Origin of the sequence: Lentzea sp. NPDC058450 (assembly GCF_042721395.1) — a bacterium.
Lineage (GTDB): Bacteria > Actinomycetota > Actinomycetes > Mycobacteriales > Pseudonocardiaceae > Lentzea.
Genome location: NZ_JBHXLO010000054.1, coordinates 17,387 through 35,035 on the forward strand (window position 1 = coordinate 17,387; position 17,649 = coordinate 35,035).

The following is a 17,649-nucleotide window of genomic DNA, read 5'->3' on the forward strand; positions in this document are numbered from 1 at the left end:
AAAGGCATCATTCGAAGATGGCCAGACGCAAGATCATCCGGATCACCGCCATCTCACTGCTCTCCCTGCTCGTGCTGGTCACAGCGGCTCTGGGCGGCATCGGCTGGTACTACAGCGGCGAGCTGCTCGAACCCGACCGCTGGGCAGGGCGGTACCCGGACACGGCGATCAGCCACGAGGGCCAGACCGTCGTGCTGGCCGAGTCGGTCTCGACGGTCCAGCAGGGCACGCTGGGTCTCATCTGGTCCGGCGGCCAGGCCAAGATCGGCGAGATCACCAGCACGAAGGACGGACGCGTCGAACGGCCGGTGCTGGAGGGCAGCGCGCCCCCGGACGGCACCAGGGTGCGCATCGAGACCGCCGTCTACGAGGGCAACCCGAAGACGGCGCTGGGCCTGGTCTACAGCGACGTCGCGGTGCCCACCGAGCTCGGCGACATGCCGGCGTGGCTCGTGCCCGCCGACAACAAGGACACCTGGGTCATCAACGTCCACGGGCGCGGCGCCAAGCGCGAGGAGGGGCTGCGGGTCGTGCCGCAGCTGCACAACGCCGGGCTGCCCGTCCTGCTGATCACCTACCGCAACGACGAGGGCGCGCCCGCCTCGCCCGACGGCCTCTACCACCTGGGCGACACCGAGTGGCGCGACGTCGAGGCCGCGATCAGGTACGCGCAGAGCCAGGGCGCCCGCGACATCGTGCTCTACGGCTGGTCCATGGGCGGCGCGATCGTCGGCCAGACTCTCGCCCAGTCCGGCCTCGCGGCGTCCGTCAAGGCGGTCGTGCTCGACTCCCCCGTCACGAACTGGACGCAGACGCTCGACCTCCAGGCGAGCAACCGGGGCGTGCCGACGTGGCTCACGCCGATCGCCGAGCTCGTGTCCGGCTGGCGCGCCGACATCGACTTCGACAAGTTCGACCTCGTCCGCAACCCGCCCGCGCTCAAGCCCCCGACGCTGGTCTTCCACGGTTCGGCGGACGAGACGGTGCCCGCCCAGTCGTCGCGCGACCTCGCGACCGCGGCGGGCGGGCTGGGGTGGCCGCTGCAGTACGTCGAGATCCCGGGCGCCGACCACACCTCCGGGTGGAATGTGGCGACGGACACGTATCGAACGACGCTCGCGGACTTCCTGACCAGGTCAGTCGGCGCCAAGCCGTGATCTTGAACTGGGCCGGTGGAGTGGTGGTTGGACAAGAAGAGGACCACTCGTGACAACATGTGCCCTGGGCGCGCGCGAGCTCGCCCGTTCCGCCATGGTGTAAAGGCAGCACCTCTGATTTTGGTTCAGATGGTCCAGGTTCGAATCCTGGTGGCGGAGCAGGACCTTGAAAGCGCAGGGTCAGGGTGTCTTTGGGAGGTGCGAAGCTGCCCGAGGAAACGGTCGACGAGCAGGGCAACGTGGGCCACCGCCATCACGAGATGTCAGATGCGTGGCTGGTGGGTCGCGCGTCCGAGCTTGTCGCCGTGGCCCAGAGCAGCCACCTCGCCGCGCAGCTGGACGCGGCCTCCGAGATCGACCGCATCCTCGCCGAGGCGCAGGGCCGCGGAGAGCCCCGCATCGTCGCGCAGCTGCTCAGAGCCGCGGCCGTGGTCCGGTTGGTCACGCCGGGGCTGGTCGACATGTCCGACCCCCAGCTCGACGAGATGCTCTCCCACTGCCGCCGCCACGGCCTGATCGTGCTGGAGGCGGACGCGCGGGCGTTGCGCGGACGCCGGTTCCTGCTGGGCAACGCCGAGGACAAGGCGCTGACCGAGATCGCGTCGGCGCTCGCGATGATGCTCGACGAGGAACCGGACGTGGACCCGGTCTTCGACAAGCGCGTCTGGGACCAGCTGCTGGCCAACACGTTCCAGGACATCGCGCTGGTGCTGACCCAGCTCGGCGTCTACGAGATGGCGGACGACGTGCTGGCGGGCGCGAACAACGCGTTGCGCGAGAGCGGCCAGCCCCACCAGATCTACGTGCACCTGGTCAACCGCGCGCGGCTGCGGATCGGCTGGGGCATGCGCCTCGAACGGGTGAACCTGCACGACGCCGCGGCCGAGCAGTTCCGGATGGCGTCCGGGCTCGCCGAGGCCGCCGAGGTGCCGTTCCGGCAGTCGCTGCACCCCGGCAGGCGCGACCTCGACGCCGCCGAGCAGGTGCCGATCCTCGGCGCCGCCCACGCGCTGACGCACCCGGCCGAGCGCCACCTCGACCGGCTGTGGTCGTTGCGCGGCCTGTCGATGTACGCGCGGGAGCTGATCATCGTCGCGATCGCGCTGGCCCGGTGCCTCGTCGAGGCGAACCGGCTGGACGACGCGCTGAAGGTCCTCGACGACACGCGCACGCAGATGGAGCACGACACGTCGGAACCGTCGCTGGTGCTGTCGCTGGAACGCGAGTACGCGCACCTCTGCGGCCCGCACACGACGTCGGCGTTGCAGTCGTACAACGCGGCCCTGGAGCTGGAGCTGTGGCAGATGCGCGAGTCGCGCGTGGCCACGTTGCAGACCCGCCGCGAACACGAACGGCTGACGCGCGCACACGGCCAGATCGCGCAGCAGGCGTTGCAGGACCCGCTGACGGGGCTGCCGAACCGGCGCGCGCTCGACGACAAGATGGGCGAGCTCATCGCCGGTCAGGTCGACCCGTTCTCGATCGCGCTGGTCGACCTCGACGGCTTCAAGGGCGTGAACGACCGGCATTCACATGCCGAGGGTGATGATGTCCTCCGGGTGATTGCCAGCACACTCCGGCAGGCCCTGCGGGGTGACGACATGGTGGCCCGCTACGGCGGCGACGAGTTCGTCGTGCTGCTGCCGGGTGCCCCTCTGCACGCCGCCGAAGCCGCACTGGGCAGGGCCGTGGATGCCGTGGCAGGCCTGCCAATCGACCTCTCCAGAGGGGTGACGCTGTCGGTCGGCGTGATCTCCCTGCGGCCCCGCGAAACGGCGAATCAGGCCCTGTCAAGGGCAGACTCGGCGATGTACGTGGCGAAGCGTCAAGGTGGCTGCCAGGTGGCCGCGGTGGCTGGAGAGCCGTCCGCGGAGGCCTAGGCTGGTCGGCGGACTTCGAACCACCCAGCCTGTTAGGGAGAGCATTGATGCTCGAGGGCCCTGTCAGCACGGTCGTGCTCGCCGCCGGGGAAGGCACCCGCATGCGGTCGTCCACGCCCAAGGTGCTGCATCGGATCGCCGGACGCTCACTCGTCGAACACGCGGTGCGCGCGGCGGCCGGCACAGACCCCGACCACCTCGCCGTCGTCGTCGGACACGGCCGTGAAGCAGTCACTGAGCATCTGGAATCTCTCGCCGGGGCGTTGGGCCGCAAGGTCACCGTCGCCGTGCAGTCCGAGCAGAAGGGCACGGGCCACGCGGTCTCGTGCGGCCTCGCCGAGCTGCCGGACGACCTCGGCGGCACGGTGATCGTCAGCTACGGCGACGTGCCGCTGCTGGACACCCAGACGTTCGCCGCACTGCTCGCCGAGCACGCGGAAGCGGGCAACGCGGTCACCGTCCTGACGGCCGTGGTGGAGAACCCCACCGGGTACGGCCGGATCGTGCGCGACTCCGACGGCACCGTGCTGCGGATCGTCGAGCAGAAGGACGCCTCCTCCACGGAGCAGCTCATCACCGAGATCAACTCGGGTGTGTACGCGTTCGACGCGGCGGTGCTGCGCGACGGGCTCTCGCGGTTGTCCACCGACAACGCGCAGGGCGAGCTCTACCTGACCGACGTGCTGGGCATCGCGCGCGGCGACGGCCTGCGGGTCGGCGCGCTGATCGCGTCCGACCGGTGGCTGGTCGAGGGCATCAACGACCGCGTGCAGCTCGCGGCCGTCGGCGCCGAGATGAACCGCCGCATCGTCGAGGGCCTGATGCGCGGCGGCGTCACCGTCGTCGACCCCGCCTCGGTGTGGGTGGACGCGGACGTGACCGTCGGCCAGGACGCCCTGATCGAGCCGAACGTGCAGCTCCGCGCGGGCACGGTGATCGGGTCGCGTGCGGTGGTCGGTCCCGACACGACGCTGTCGGGCGTGACCGTGGGCGACGGCGCCTCGGTAGTGCGGACCCACGGCAGCGACTCGGTGATCGGCGACAACGCGTCCGTCGGCCCGTTCGCCTACCTCCGCCCAGGCACCTCTCTAGGCGTGAAGGGCAAGATCGGCACGTTCGTGGAGACGAAGAACTCGTCCATCGGCGCCGGTTCGAAGGTCCCCCACCTGTCCTACATCGGCGACGCCACGATCGGCGAGCACAGCAACATCGGCGCGGCTTCGGTCACCGTCAACTACGACGGGGTGAACAAGCACCGCACGATCGTCGGTTCCCACTGCCGCACCGGCTCGGACAACATGTTCGTGGCACCGGTGACCGTGGGCGACGGCGCGTACACGGGCGCGGGCACGGTCCTGCGCCGCAACGTTCCGCCGGGCGCGCTCGCCGTGTCCGGAGGCCCGCAGCGCAACCTCGAGGGCTGGGTCATCAGCCGCCGCGAGGGAACGGCAGCGGCTCAGGCGGCAGCCGAGGCCCTGGCGAAGCAGAATGCCGACGAGAAGACAGAGGAGGGTCGCTGACTGTGAACCCGCAGATGCCCGGCACACCGAAGAAGAACCTGATGCTCTTCGGCGGGCGTGCCTATCCGGAGTTGACTGAAGAGGTCTCGAAGCACCTCAACGTCACGGTGACCCCGCAGTCCGCCTACGACTTCGCGAACGGCGAGATCTTCGTCCGCTTCGAGGAGTCCGTGCGCGGCTGCGACGCCTTCGTCATCCAGTCGCACACCGCGCCCATCAACCAGTGGCTGATGGAACAGCTGATCATGGTCGACGCCCTGAAGCGCGCCTCGGCCAAGCGCATCACGGTGATCATGCCGTTCTACCCGTACAGCCGTCAGGACAAGAAGCACCGCGGCCGCGAACCGATCTCCGCGCGCCTGGTCGCCGACCTGTTCAAGACCGCGGGCGCCGACCGGCTCGTGTCGGTGGACCTGCACACCGCGCAGATCCAGGGCTTCTTCGACGGCCCGGTCGACCACCTGTGGGCCATGCCGCTGCTGGCCGACCACATCCGCGGCAAGTACGCGGGCCACGAGATCACCGTCGTCTCCCCCGACTCGGGCCGCACCAAGCTGGCCGAGAAGTGGGCGGACACCCTCGGCGGCGCCCCGATCGCGTTCATCCACAAGACCCGCGACCCGCTGCGCCCGAACGAGGTGGTCTCGAACCGCGTCGTCGGCAAGGTCGAGGGCCGCCTCTGCATCGTGATCGACGACATGGTCGACACCGGCGGCACCATCGCCGGCGCCGTCAAGCAGCTGTTGAACGAGGGCGCCTCCGACGTGGTCATCGCGGCCACGCACGGCATCCTCTCGGGCCCCGCCACCCAGCGCCTGCAGGACTCGGGCGCCCGCGAGGTCGTGTTCACCGACACGCTGCCCATCCCGGCGGAGAAGCGCTTCCCGAACATGACCGTCCTGTCCATCGCGCCGCTCCTCGCGCGCGTGATCCAGGAAGTGTTCGAGGACGGCTCCGTCACCTCGCTGTTCGACGGCAACGCCTGACCTCTCTCGGCTCGAGGGGCCTCCTGCGGCTTGCGGGAGGCCCTTCGGCTTGCAGGCGGCGCCGACCCGGGCGCGGTGTTGCCCGCTCAGCCGGAATCAGGCGAGCCCGCAACCCGACGCGCTCAGGTTCACCCGCTTGAGCGCACCCCCGATTAGGCCCCTGACTCCAGCTCACCTACACTGGTCGGGTTGCCTCGGCGAGGGCGAGCTCCCCAGCTCGGCGTGATCGACGCGGTGGCTTGATGCCGCGCGTGTTGACCCCTATTTCCGCGCTGCTCGCCGCCGCAGGCCACCACCCAGAGCTGAACACGCTGAACCACAAACTTGTGCACCGCCCCGACGTACAAGGCCAGACTTGTAAGGAGTACCCCACCGTGTCCGAGGTTCGTCTCGCCGCTGAGCAGCGCACCGAATTCGGCAAGGGCGCAGCCCGCCGCACCCGTCGCGCCGGCAAGATCCCCGCGGTGCTCTACGGCCACGGTTCCGACCCCAAGCACCTGGCCCTGCCGGCGCTGGAGTTCGCCCGTGTGGTCCGCGAGCACGGTCAGAACGCCGTCCTCACCCTCGCCCTCGACGGCGCGGCTGAGCTGGCTCTGACCAAGACCGTCACCACGCACCCGATCAAGAACTACATCGAGCACGTCGACCTGCTGCTCGTGAAGCGCGGCGAGAAGGTCACCGTCGACATCCCCGTCGTCGTGACCGGTGAGGCCCAGTCGGGCACGCTCGTCACGCAGGACGCCACGACGATCACCGTCGAGGCCGACGCCCTGAACATCCCGGAGCAGGTCGAGCTCTCGATCGAGGGCAAGGAGGCCGGCACCCAGATCCACGCCGGCGACCTGACCCTGCCGGAGGGCGTCAGCCTGGCCACCGACGCCGAGGCCCTGATCGTCGCCGTGAACGAGGCGCCGTCCGCGGCGCAGCTCGAGGGTGACGAGGCGGCCGCTCCGGCCGAGGCCTCCGAGGAAAGCTGAGCCCCATCACGTCGGGCAGAAACGACGGCGCGTCGCCTCCTCACGAGGGGGGCGGCGCGCCGTTGCAGTACCTGCGCCCGGCCGACGTCCGGTCGAAGACCTTCCGCCGCAAGCGCCAGGGCTACGACCCGGACCAGGTCAACGAGTTCCTGCAGATCGTCGCCGACGCGCTGGCCGGCAGGCTGCGGCTGAACCCGGACCACGTGCGCACCGTCCGGTTCGCCGCGGTCCCCAACGGCTACGACCCGCTCAGCGTCGACGGCGTGCTGCACCTGCTGGAGTTCCAGATCCGCAACGGCATCGTGCCGCCCACGGGCCTCAACTCCGGTGAGGACCTGCACGCGCGCAAGCTCGGCAAGACCGGCACCGGCTACGATCGCGCCGAGGTCGACGCCTTCATCGCCCGTGCCGCGGCCAACCTGGACGGCCGGGGCTCCATGACCTCCACCGAGGTCCGCAACACCCGGTTCAGCACCACGTCCGGCCTGCTGGGCAAGGGGTACCAGGTGCAGGCCGTGGACACGTTGCTGGACGATCTCGAGCAGGAGTTGCGGTTCCGTGGACGCTGACCTCGCCCTCATCGTCGGGCTGGGCAACCCAGGCCCCAAGTACGAGGGCAACCGCCACAACATCGGCTTCCTCGTCCTCGACGAGCTGGCCGCACGCGTGGGCGGCAAGTTCAAGGCGCACAAGTCGGGCGCCGAGATCGTCGAGGGCCGCCTGTCCGGCCACCGCGTCGTGCTAGCCAAGCCCCGCAGCTTCATGAACCTCTCCGGCGGCCCCGTCGCGAGCGCGGTGAAGTTCTTCAAGCCGACCACCATCGTCGTGATCCACGACGAGCTGGACCTCCCGTTCGCCCAGCTGCGGATGAAGCTCGGCGGCGGTGACAACGGCCACAACGGACTCCGCTCCATCACGAAGTCCCTGGCCACCAAGGACTACCACCGCCTGCGCTTCGGCGTGGACCGCCCGTCCGGCCGCCAGGACCCCGCCGACTACGTCCTGAAGGACTTCTCGACGGTCGAGCGCAAGCAGCTGGTGCTGGAGATCGACCGGGCGGCCGACGCGGCCGAGGCCCTGGTCACCAAGGGCCTCGAAGCCGCGCAGAACACCTACCACTAGACCAGCTCGGCCGCCGCAGACCGCCGCAGCTTGCCCGACGGCGTCTTCGGCAACGTCCCCGGCGGCTGCACCACCACGGCGAACGGCCGCAACCCGACCGCGTCCACGACCCGGGCCGTCACCTGCTTCACGAGCTCCTTCTCCGCGTCAGGATCCCCGGCGAGCTTCGACTCCAGCACGACGGCGAACCGCTCCCGCTTAGTCCCCGCGTCCAGCCGAACCGCAACAGCGTTACCGGCCCGCACGCCCTCGACGGAGCACGCGGCACGCTCCACATCGGTCGGATAGATGTTCCGGCCGCCCATGATGATGACGTCCTTGCGCCGCCCGCAGACGACGACCTGGCCGTCCTCCACCAGATACCCGAGGTCCCCGGTGGACAGCCAGCCCTCGGCGTCCTGAGTGGCCAGAGGACCGTCCACAGTCAGATACCCGGGAGTAACGGCCTCACCCCGGATCTGGAGCTCACCGACGTCCCGGACACCCAGCACCTCACCGGAGTCCGACACCACCCGCAGCTCCAGCCCCGGCAACGGCGGCCCCAGCAACGGGAACGCACGCCCACCCTCAGTGGGCACGGCACGATGCTCGGCCTCCAACGCGTCGGCGTCCACGACATCCACCGACAGCCCGGTGAACAGAGGCGCGAAAGCCACACCCAGAGTGGTCTCCGCCATGCCGTAGGCCGCCAGGATCGACTCCGGACGCAACCCGAACCGCTCACCGGCCACCACGAACGCCTCGACGGCGGCCGGGTCGATCGGCTCGGCCCCGTTCAGCGCCAGCCGCATCGAGGACAGGTCGAACGCGTCGGAAGACGAGGCCAGGCGACGCGCCACGATCGCGTAGGCGAAGTTCGGAGCTGCGGTGATCGTGCCCCGGTAGCGGGTGATCAGGTCGGCCCACAACGTAGGACGCGACAGGAAGTCGACAGGGGTGACCTTCACCAGTTCCAGGCCGAACAGCATCGGGACGGTCAGGAAGCCGACCATCCCCATGTCGTGGAACAACGGCAGCCAGGAAATCATCACGTCAGACGACGGATCGAGGGCCGCCGCGATCTCCATGCCACGTGCGTTCGCCATCAGGTTGCGGTGCGTGATTCGCACCGCCTTGGGATCGGCGGTGGAGCCACTCGTCAACTGCAGCAGTGCCGTGGCATCCTCGTCGGTGGGAACAGGAGCAGCGATCGGTTCCGCGTCGAGTTCGGAGAGCAGTCGGTACGGCACTCCGTGCTGGTCCAGAACGGCAGCCAGGGCGTCGAAAGGGCTGCCGAGCAGGACCAGACGCGAATCGATCATGGCGAGCACCCGCAGCGTGTCCTCGGCCCACTCGGCCAGGTCGGTGCGTGGTGTGGGTTGATGCAACATCGTGACGCTGCCACCACACAGCCATGCAGCTTGCACGGCTGGGGCGATCACGGCTGGTTCGGCGGCGAGCACGGCGATGGCGGTGCCCGGCGCCACGTCGAGCGCACCGGCCATCCGCCGGGCGCGTTCGTGCACCTCGGCCCAGGTCCGGCGGACGGGCGCGGCGGGTTCACCCGTCGTCATGCCCCTGTCCCGGCCGTTGGAAGCCGTCGCCAGCATCACATCCACGAACTGACTCATGTTCGCGATCGTAGTGGCGCCGTTTGGTCCATCAGGGCGAAACGTTATGCCACGCGAAACGCGATACTCCCCAGTACAGGTACGCAGGAGGAGGTCATTGGTGGATCGGGGCGGTCCCGGAGCGCAGCATCGTCTACCCGCGCATCCGGCTCCTCTGCTCTCCGCGCAGGACGTGGCGCTGGTCGCGTTCCACCGGCCCCCCAGTGGGCAGCGCGGCTACGACGCGGCTGAGGTGGACGCGTTCCTCGACAGGGTCGAGGGCACCATGAAGAGCAAGGACATCCTCACGCGCGAAGACGTCCTCAACGTCAAGTTCAGCACGGCGACCCGCGACCCGGGCTACGACGTGAACGAGGTCAACGTCTTCATGGAACTCGTCGCGGACACGTTGCGGTCGACTCCGCAGCGTCAGCAGGCCTCAGCGCCCGCCAAGGGCGCGCACGCCACGTCGCAGGCGATGAGACCCGCGGTCCGGTTATCGCCCGACGACGTGGCCGCTGTGCGCTTCCACAAGCCCAGACCGGGGACCCGCGGGTACCACGAGGGGCAGATCGACGCGTTCCTCGACCGCATCGAGCAGACGCTGCGCGGCAGGGACAACCTGACGGCCCAGCAGGTGCAGGACGCCGTGTTCGGCGAAACCGCGCCCGGCACGTTCGGCTACGACGAGGAAGACGTCGACACGTTCCTCGACCTCGTGGTCCTGATGTTCGAGGTCGCGCCGCCCCCGAGGGACATGGGGCCGCCGACCACGGTGCTCCCGCCGCTCCCCCAGCAGCAGCAACGGCCGCAGCAGCGCGGCCCCCAGCCGGCCTCTCGCCAGGAACGACGCGAGGAACGACGCCAAGGACAACGCCAGGAGCAGCCGCGCTCCCAGCAACGTTCCCAGCAGCAGCCGTCCCCGCCGCGTCCCCCGGCCCAGCAGCCCGCGTCGCAGCAGTCGATCGACGCGCCGAAGCTCACCGCCGCCGACATCCGCGACATCGCGTTCCACCGTCCTCCCCGTGGCCGCCGCGGCTACCAGGAGTCCCAGGTGGACGCGTTCCTCGACCGCATCGAGGCCACGTTGCTCGGCCAGGACAACCTGACCGCGAAGGACGTCCGCGACATCCGGTTCTCCCGTCCGCTCATCGGACGACGTGGCTACGACGAGACCGAGGTCGACGCGTTCCTCACCGCGATCGAGCAGCAGCTCTCCGGGCCGATGCGCAGCAGCATGCCGCAGGTGAAGTCGTGGAAGGACCTGCGCCAGCTGCGGATCCCGCAGGCGGCGTCGGGCCAGCGCGGATACCGCACCGCGCAGGTCGACCGGATGCTGGAGGAGATCGGCGTCGCGCTCGACGGCATGCTCGGCGCGTCCTCCGAGGAGGTCATGAAGGCGCGCTTCAGCTACGCGCTGCTGTCCGGGCAGGGCTACGACACGGCGTTCATCGACGAGCTGTTGCCGCAACTCGCCGACGAACTGCGCCGCAAGGGACGTTAGGACGCGCGGCCCGCCGTGGGCCGCACGTCTCAGCCTTCGACGACCTCCGCCGCGACCATCCAGGCGGTCTCCACTTCGGACTCCTCCGCCAGCACGGCGCGGAGCTCGGCGTCGAGCTTCAGCAGCCTGTCCGGCTCGGTCGCGGCCTCGGCGAGAGCCGCGTGCAGCTCGGCTTCCTTCTTGTGCAGCACCTCGAGCCGGCGCTCCAACCGGGCCAGCTCCTTGCGGGCGGCCCGCTGGTCGGCGGCGTTCGACGGCGCCTTCTCGGCGGCGGGCGCGGCGGCGGCGCTCTCCCTGTCGCGCAGCGAGTCGCGGCGCTTCAGGTACTCCTCGATGCCGCCGGGCAGCTCGGTCAGGCCGCCGTCGCCGAACAGCGCGACGACCTTGTCGCAGACGCGCTCGACGAGGTAGCGGTCGTGCGAGATCACGACGAGCGTGCCGGCCCAGGAGTCGAGCAGGTCTTCCAGCTGCTGCAACGTGTCGATGTCGAGGTCGTTCGTCGGCTCGTCGAGCAGCAGGACGTTCGGCTCGGCCATCAGCAGCCGGCACAGCTGCAACCGGCGCCGCTCGCCGCCGGAGAGGTCCGAGACGGGCGTCCACTGCTTCTGCGACGAGAAGCCGAACCGCTCGCCCAGCTGCGAGGCCGACATCTCGTACTTGCCGAGCACGACGCGCCGGGCGACCTCCTCGATCGCCTCCAGCACGCGCATGGACCCGTTGAGGTCGAGCAGTTCCTGCGACAGGTGCGCGATCTTGACGGTCGACCCCTGGATCCGCTTGCCCGTCTCGGTTTCGCGTTCGCCGGCCAGCAGCTTCAGCAGCGTCGTCTTGCCCGATCCGTTGACGCCGACCAGACCGATCCGCTCGCCGGGCCCGATCCGCCACGTCAGGTCGCGCACCAGCACCCGGTCCGGAATGGACAGTGTGGCGTCCTCGATCTCGATGACCGTGCGGCCCAGGCGCTTCTTCGCGAACGCGAGCAGCTCGACGTTGTCGCGCAACGGAGGCACGTCCGCGATCAACGCCTCGGCGGCCTCGATCCGGTAGCGGGGCTTGGAGGTGCGGGCGGGCGCGCCGCGGCGCAACCAGGCGAGCTCTTTGCGCGCCAGGTTCTGCCGCTTCTCCTCCAGCGTGTCCGCGAGACGCTGCCGCTCGGCGCGCGCGAAGATCCAGTCGGCGTAGCCGCCCTCGTACTGCTCGACCTTGCCGTTCACCACTTCCCACGTGCGGTTGCAGACCGTGTCGAGGAACCACCGGTCGTGGGTGACGACGACGAGCGCGCACTTGCGGGACAGCAGGTGTTCCGCGAGCCACCGCACGCCCTCGACGTCGAGGTGGTTGGTCGGCTCGTCGAGCACGAGGAGCTCGAGGTCCTGGATCAGCGCGGCCGCGAGGACGACGCGGCGCCTTTCGCCACCGGACATCCTGCTGACCACCGAGTCGAGGCCCAGCGCCGTGATCCCCAGACCGTCCAAAATGGACCGGACGCGGGCGTCGGAGGCCCACTCGTGCTCGGCGTCGAACCCGAGCGGGTCGATCACCGCGTTGCGCACGGTCGACCCCTCGGGCAGCTCGGTCCGCTGCGTCACGACGGCCATCCGCAGGTCGCGCGACCGGGACACCCGGCCGTCGTCCGCGGGCTCCACCCCGGCCAGGACCTCGAGCAGCGTCGTCTTGCCGCCGCCGTTCAGGCCGACGACGCCGATGCGGTCGCCCTCGTTGACGCCGAGCGACACGCGGTCGAGCAGCGGCCGGACGCCGAACGACTTCGCCACGGACTCCAGGTTGACCAGGTTGGCCATCAAAACCTCACGACTTCGGAAGAAACTGCCCGACGAAGGCTACCCACCGGGGCCAAAGGCCCTGATCGCCAGCCTTGTCCGGGGAGCGAGCCCGCAGCGCGCGATCGGCCGGACGGACTACGCGTGCACCTCGGGCGGGATGGGCTTCGGCTCCTCCGTCGTGATCACGCGCGCACCGGGCACCGGGCCGTGCGCCACGCGGACCGTGCGGCACACACCGGCGCCGGCGAGCTCGGCGGCCACCTTCACCGCGGCGTCGCCGTCCTCGCACAGGAACGCCGTCGTGGGGCCGGAGCCTGACACGATGCCGGCGAGCGCGCCCGCGTCGACGCCCGCGCGCAGCGTGCGGCGCAGGTTGGGCCGCAACGACACGGCGGCGGCCTGGAGGTCGTTGCCGAGCAGCAACGCGAGCTGGCGCGGGTCGCCGGAGGAAAGTCCTTCGAGCACGGCCTCGACCTCGCCCACGCGGGGCGGATCTCCCTCCGCGCGCAGGCGGTCCAGCTCGTCGAAGACGTCCGGAGTGGACAGTCCGCGGCGGTCGAACGCCAGCACCCAGTGGAACTGGTGGCGGGCCAGCACGGGCACGATCCGTTCGCCGCGGCCGGTGCCGAGCGCCGTTCCGCCGTAGAGGGCGAACGGGACGTCGGCGCCGAGCTTGCCGGCCAGTTCGGCCAGCTCGTCACGGCTGATGTCGAGGCGCCACAACGACGACAGGCCGACGAGCGTCGCCGCCGCGTCCGCGCTGCCGCCCGCCATGCCGCCCGCGACCGGGATGGCCTTGCGGATGACGACGCGGACCTTGGGGTCGTCCGCGTCCCTGCCCACGTGCGCGGCCAGCAGCTGGACGGCACGCCAGGCGAGGTTGGAGGCTCCGGTGGGCACCTGGTCGGCGCCCTCGCCGTGCACCTCGACGCCGGGCTCGTCGGCTACCGCGACCGTGACCTCGTCTACCAGCGACAGCGCCTGGAAGATCGTCACCAGGTCGTGGTAACCGTCCGGGCGCACGTCACCCACGGCCAGGTGCAGGTTGACCTTGGCCGGGACGCGAACTGTGACCGGGGGTGGAACGACTGCGAGCACCACGTCAGCCTACGGGCGTTCTGGCCCGCCGGACTCCTCCCCCGGTCACAGCCGATCTCACACCGGGATGACGGAACCGTTGAACGTCTGCTTGATGTAGTCCTTGACCTGCTGCGACCCGAGCAGCTCGGCCAGGTCCTTGATCCGCTTGTCGTCCTTGAGCTCGGTGCGGGTGACCAGGCCGTTCGCGTTCGGGTTGCCCTCGGCCTTCTCCAGCGCGAGCGAGTCGGTGGCGGGCTTCAGACCGGCGTCGATCGCGTAGTTGCCGTTGATGACGGACGCGTCGGTGTCGTCGAGCGAGCGCGGCAGCTGAGCGGCCTCCAGGGGCACGAACTGGAGGTTCTTGGGGTTCTCCGCCAGGTCGCGGACGGTGGGCTGGTCGACGGGCTTGAGCTTGATCAGGCCGTTCGCCTCCAGCAGCTTCAGGCCGCGGGCCTCGTTGGTGGCGTCGTTGGCGACCGCGATCTTGGCGTTCTGCGGCAGCTCGTCGAGCTTCTTGGCCTTCTTGGAGTAGAGACCCAGCGGTTCGACGTGGACGGGCTGGACCCAGTCGACCTTGGCGCCGCTCTCCTTGGTGAACGTCTCCAGGTACGGGACGGTCTGGAAGTAGTTGGCGTCGAGCGACCCGTCGACCAGCGCCGTGTTCGGCTGCACGTAGTCGGTGAACTCGACGACCTCGATCTTCAGACCCTTCTGCGCGGCGAGGTTGTCGGCCACGTACTTGAGGATCTGGGCGTGCGGGACCGGCGAGACGCCGACCTTGAGCGTGTCGGAGGCACTGGAGGTGCCGGCCGAGCAGGCGGACAAAGCGGTGATACCGGTCAAAACTGCGGCGATGAGGGCAGCACGAATACGCATGACGTTCCTTTTGAGAATTTGCTACGGGTCAGACTGAGGCGTGCCGGCGCCGGTCGGACGCATGGGCGGCACGGGTGAAACCGAACTGGATCACGGTGGTGAGCACGGCGAGCCACGCCACGGTGCTCCACAGGATCCGGTCGTTGAAGCGCTGGTAACCCTCGCGGATGGCCAGGTCACCGAGGCCACCGCCGCCGATCACGCCGGCCATCGCCGAGTACCCGATGAGGGCGATCACGGTGACGCCGATGGCGTTGATCAGGGCGGGCAGCGACTCGCGGATGAGCACGCTGCGGACGATCCTGAGGGTGCTCGCTCCGGTCGTGATCGCGGCCTCGACCACGGTCACGTGCACCTCGGACAGGATGTTCTGCACGAGCCGACCGACGAATGGGATCGCTCCCACGGCCAGCGGCACGATGACCGCCGTGCTGCCGATGGAGCCGCCCACGATGAGCCGGGTGACCGACGTGAGCGCCACGAGCAGCACGATGAACGGCATCGAGCGGCCCAGGTCGGTGACGAAGCTGAGGATCCTGTGCACCGCGGCGTTCGGCCGCAGCCCACCCTTGGCGGTGAGCTGAAGCCAAACACCCACGGGAACGCCGAGCAGTGTTGCGATGACCGTGGAGACGCCGACCATGTACAGCGTTTCTCCGGTGGCCTCGACGAGATACGCGATCACGTCGGACCAGGGTGTTGCAGACCTCACGCAGCTACTCCCTGCGGCCCCTTCAGGGACCTCTGCACAGCGCCGCCGGCCTCGCCGATCCACTCCAGCGCGGAGTCGGACCGCTCACCGTTCAGGCCGAGCCGGAACCGCGCGACGGGCGTCTCGCCGAGGCGCGTCAGGCCACCGCCGACGATGTTGAGCTCGACGCCGAACCGGTGCGCGGCCTCGGGCAGCAGCGCGCCGACCGCGGCGAACCCGACGAGCACGACGTCCGCGACGCGGTCGTAGGCGCTCTCGTTGATCGGGTTCAGGTCCACGGCGGGCAGCAGCGAGCTGCTCGTGCGGCTGCCGGGGTTGTTGACCAGGTCGAGCACCTTGCCGTGTTCGACGACCTTGCCCTGCTCCAGCACGGCCACGTCGTCGCAGATCTTCCGGACCACGCCCATGTCGTGCGTGACGACGAGCACGGTCACACCGAGCTCAGCGCGCGCACGGTCGAGCACGGTCAGCACGGAGCCGGTCGTCTCGGGGTCGAGGGCACTCGTGGGCTCGTCCGCGAGCAGGACGCTCGGGTTGGCGGCCAGCGCACGCGCCACGGCGATGCGCTGACGCTGCCCGCCGGACAGCTGGTCGGGGTACGAGGCGGCCTTGTCGGTGAGCCCGACGAGGTCCAGCAGCTCGCCGACCCTCGTCCGTCGCTGCGGTCCGGGCACGCCGGCGGACTCGAGCGGCAGGGCGATGTTGCCGGCCGCGGTGCGCTGACGGAGCAGCGAATCCCCTTGCGGCACAACGCCGATCTGCCGGCGCGCGGCGCGGAGGGCACTGCCGTCGAGGCTGGTGATGTCGGTGCCGTCGACGCGGATCGCCCCGGAGTCGGGACGCTCCAGCAGCGCGACGCAACGGGCGAGCGTCGACTTGCCGGCGCCGCTCGGGCCGACGACACCGAGCACGGTGCCGGCCTCGACGTCGAGGGTCACGCCGTTGAGGGCGGAGACGCCCTGGAAGGACTTGGTGAGGTTTTCGACAGTGATCACTTCTGCTCCACGGCTGCGCGCGACGGCACACCGTCCGATGTGGACGTGCGCGGTCGAGGTGTGCTGCTCAGGGGGTGCGCCACTCTGCGTTTGAGTGCGCGTCAAAGGACTTTGAGAAGGCGCCTTAGACGAGGTGGCGACGACATGCAGAAGCGGTGCGACGGCACTGGTCGACAACTCGACGGCGCGTCAGCATTCGCACGGTACCCATGGTGCTCCTCCATCGGTCCTGGCGTTAGCACCTGCCCGCATCCAGCGGGTGGTTGCTGCGACGTCGTAGAGCCAGGTCTCTCAGTCGCTCCGGATGGCAAGTAGCAGTCAACCGGACGGACGTTCGGTTGCGCAAGCCAGAATCCGATTCGTTCGACAGATCACACTGTTGGCCGAAGGATCCCCGGCCTAGACCTCGGCGATCCGGATGAAGTCGATCACCGACAGCTGCTCGCCCCTGAGCTGCGGGTCGATGCCGGCCTTTTCCAGGATCTCGTCGACGTTCGGCGACCACGCCTTCAGGGCCGATCGCAGCGTCTTGCGGCGCTGGGCGAAGGCCGCGTCGACGATCTGGAAGAGCTTCTTCCGGTCCACTGTAGATAGTGGCTTTTCGTGCCTGCGGAAGGAAACCAGGCCCGAGTCGACGTTCGGGGCAGGCCAGAAGACGTTCTTGCCGATGGAGCCGGCCTTCTTGGCTTCGGCGTACCAGGCCAGCTTCACGCTGGGGACGCCGTAGATCTTGTTGCCCGGCTTCGCGGCCATCCGGTCGGCCACCTCGGCCTGGACCATCACCAGGCCCTTTTGGAGGCTCGGGAGTTCGGCCAGGAGGTGTAGGACGACGGGGACCGCGACGTTGTACGGGAGGTTGGCGACGATCGCGGTGGGTTGTACCGGCAGGTCCTCTTGGGTGACTTTCAGGGCGTCTTTCTCGACCACGTGGAGTTTGGGGGCGTTGGCTGGGTCGAGCTCTTGCGCCGTCTGCGGGAGCCTTCGGGCCAGGGGTGGGTCGATTTCCACCGCTACGACCTGGCTTGCCGCCGGGAGCAGGGCGAGGGTCAGGGAGCCCAGGCCTGGGCCTACCTCCAGGACGATGTCGTCTTCGGTGAGGTCGGCGGCTGTGACGATCTTGCGGACCGTGTTGGGGTCGTGCACGAAGTTCTGGCCCAGTTTTTTGGTTGGGCGGATGTCCAGTTCCGCGGCTAGGCGGCGGACTTCGGCAGGTCCCAGCAGGCTCACTCCCGCATTCTCGCAGGTCGCGTTGTGTCGCCACTGCGGTGGTCCGGTTGGGTGCAAGACAACTGCGGACGAGCCGGGTCATTTCATCGCCGCTGCGCGACGATAGAGATTGGGGCTTGACTTCGGGGCCCTTGCGAGGTGCTGGTCGGCCGGAAAAGGCCGGGCTGAAAAGCGCCCGGCCGAGCTCGAGAAGCTAGCACCTCGCACCCAAAGTCAAGCCCCAATCTCAAGCGTGCGTGG

Annotated in this window: 15 protein-coding genes, 1 tRNA gene and 1 riboswitch; of the genes, 9 read left to right on the top strand and 7 right to left on the bottom strand. The window is 69.4% G+C overall.

The features are described from left to right. The first annotated feature begins 17 nt into the window (after positions 1–17). The 8 genes from ACFWNN_RS44200 to pth all read left to right on the top strand — a co-directional run bounded on the left by ACFWNN_RS44200 (position 18) and on the right by pth (position 7,642). Positions 18–1,157 carry an alpha/beta hydrolase family protein gene (locus ACFWNN_RS44200; protein WP_382445958.1) on the top strand — a complete coding sequence of 380 codons (1,140 nt, stop codon included), beginning with the start codon at positions 18–20 and terminating at the stop codon, positions 1,155–1,157. 88 nt (positions 1,158–1,245) lie between these two features. Beyond that, a tRNA-Gln gene (locus tag ACFWNN_RS44205) sits at positions 1,246–1,316 on the top strand. A gap of 26 nt (positions 1,317–1,342) precedes the next feature. Next, positions 1,343–3,037: a GGDEF domain-containing protein gene (locus ACFWNN_RS44210; protein ID WP_382445959.1), complete on the top strand. Its 1,695-nt coding sequence runs from the start codon at positions 1,343–1,345 to the stop codon at positions 3,035–3,037. 47 nt (positions 3,038–3,084) lie between these two features. Beyond that, a complete protein-coding gene (glmU, locus tag ACFWNN_RS44215; protein ID WP_382445960.1) occupies positions 3,085–4,557 on the top strand; it encodes a bifunctional UDP-N-acetylglucosamine diphosphorylase/glucosamine-1-phosphate N-acetyltransferase GlmU in 1,473 nt (490 codons plus the stop codon). Between the two features lie 14 nt (positions 4,558–4,571). Further along, on the top strand, positions 4,572–5,543 hold the full coding sequence (locus ACFWNN_RS44220) for a ribose-phosphate diphosphokinase (protein ID WP_285643718.1): 972 nt from the start codon (positions 4,572–4,574) through the stop codon (positions 5,541–5,543). Between the two features lie 374 nt (positions 5,544–5,917). Then, a complete protein-coding gene (locus ACFWNN_RS44225) occupies positions 5,918–6,520 on the top strand; it encodes a 50S ribosomal protein L25/general stress protein Ctc (protein WP_382445961.1) in 603 nt (200 codons plus the stop codon). 62 nt (positions 6,521–6,582) lie between these two features. After that, positions 6,583–7,089, top strand: a complete 507-nt coding sequence (locus tag ACFWNN_RS44230; protein ID WP_382445962.1) for a DivIVA domain-containing protein — start codon at positions 6,583–6,585, stop codon at positions 7,087–7,089. Next, on the top strand, positions 7,079–7,642 hold the full coding sequence (gene pth / locus ACFWNN_RS44235) for an aminoacyl-tRNA hydrolase (RefSeq protein ID WP_382445963.1): 564 nt from the start codon (positions 7,079–7,081) through the stop codon (positions 7,640–7,642). Before ACFWNN_RS44230 ends, pth begins: the two co-directional genes overlap by 11 nt. Here the strand turns inward: pth and ACFWNN_RS44240 are convergent. Continuing rightward, on the bottom strand, positions 7,639–9,252 hold the full coding sequence (locus ACFWNN_RS44240; RefSeq protein ID WP_382445964.1) for a fatty acyl-AMP ligase: 1,614 nt from the start codon (positions 9,250–9,252) through the stop codon (positions 7,639–7,641). The two genes, pth and ACFWNN_RS44240, sit on opposite strands and share 4 nt — an antisense overlap. A gap of 100 nt (positions 9,253–9,352) precedes the next feature. On the opposite strand from ACFWNN_RS44240, the gene ACFWNN_RS44245 reads away from it, so the two are divergent. After that, entirely contained in the window at positions 9,353–10,735 is a 1,383-nt protein-coding gene (locus ACFWNN_RS44245; RefSeq protein ID WP_382445965.1) for a DivIVA domain-containing protein, read from the top strand. Positions 10,736–10,764: 29 nt separating this feature from the next. Here the strand turns inward: ACFWNN_RS44245 and ACFWNN_RS44250 are convergent, their stop codons facing one another. The 6 genes from ACFWNN_RS44250 to rsmA form a co-directional block, all read right to left on the bottom strand. Further along, entirely contained in the window at positions 10,765–12,537 is a 1,773-nt protein-coding gene (locus ACFWNN_RS44250) for an ABC-F family ATP-binding cassette domain-containing protein (protein WP_382445966.1), read from the bottom strand. 117 nt (positions 12,538–12,654) lie between these two features. After that, a complete protein-coding gene (locus tag ACFWNN_RS44255) occupies positions 12,655–13,617 on the bottom strand; it encodes a 4-(cytidine 5'-diphospho)-2-C-methyl-D-erythritol kinase (RefSeq protein ID WP_382445967.1) in 963 nt (320 codons plus the stop codon). Between the two features lie 57 nt (positions 13,618–13,674). Further along, on the bottom strand, positions 13,675–14,475 hold the full coding sequence (locus ACFWNN_RS44260; protein WP_382445968.1) for a MetQ/NlpA family ABC transporter substrate-binding protein: 801 nt from the start codon (positions 14,473–14,475) through the stop codon (positions 13,675–13,677). 28 nt (positions 14,476–14,503) lie between these two features. Further along, positions 14,504–15,187: a methionine ABC transporter permease gene (locus ACFWNN_RS44265; protein WP_382445969.1), complete on the bottom strand. Its 684-nt coding sequence runs from the start codon at positions 15,185–15,187 to the stop codon at positions 14,504–14,506. After that, on the bottom strand, positions 15,184–16,182 hold the full coding sequence (locus ACFWNN_RS44270) for a methionine ABC transporter ATP-binding protein (protein WP_382445970.1): 999 nt from the start codon (positions 16,180–16,182) through the stop codon (positions 15,184–15,186). The genes ACFWNN_RS44265 and ACFWNN_RS44270 overlap by 4 nt, the downstream gene beginning before the upstream one ends. A gap of 217 nt (positions 16,183–16,399) precedes the next feature. Then, positions 16,400–16,493, bottom strand: a riboswitch (SAM riboswitch). Between the two features lie 88 nt (positions 16,494–16,581). Next, entirely contained in the window at positions 16,582–17,403 is an 822-nt protein-coding gene (gene rsmA, locus ACFWNN_RS44275; protein ID WP_382445973.1) for a 16S rRNA (adenine(1518)-N(6)/adenine(1519)-N(6))-dimethyltransferase RsmA, read from the bottom strand. Positions 17,404–17,649 lie beyond the last annotated feature (246 nt).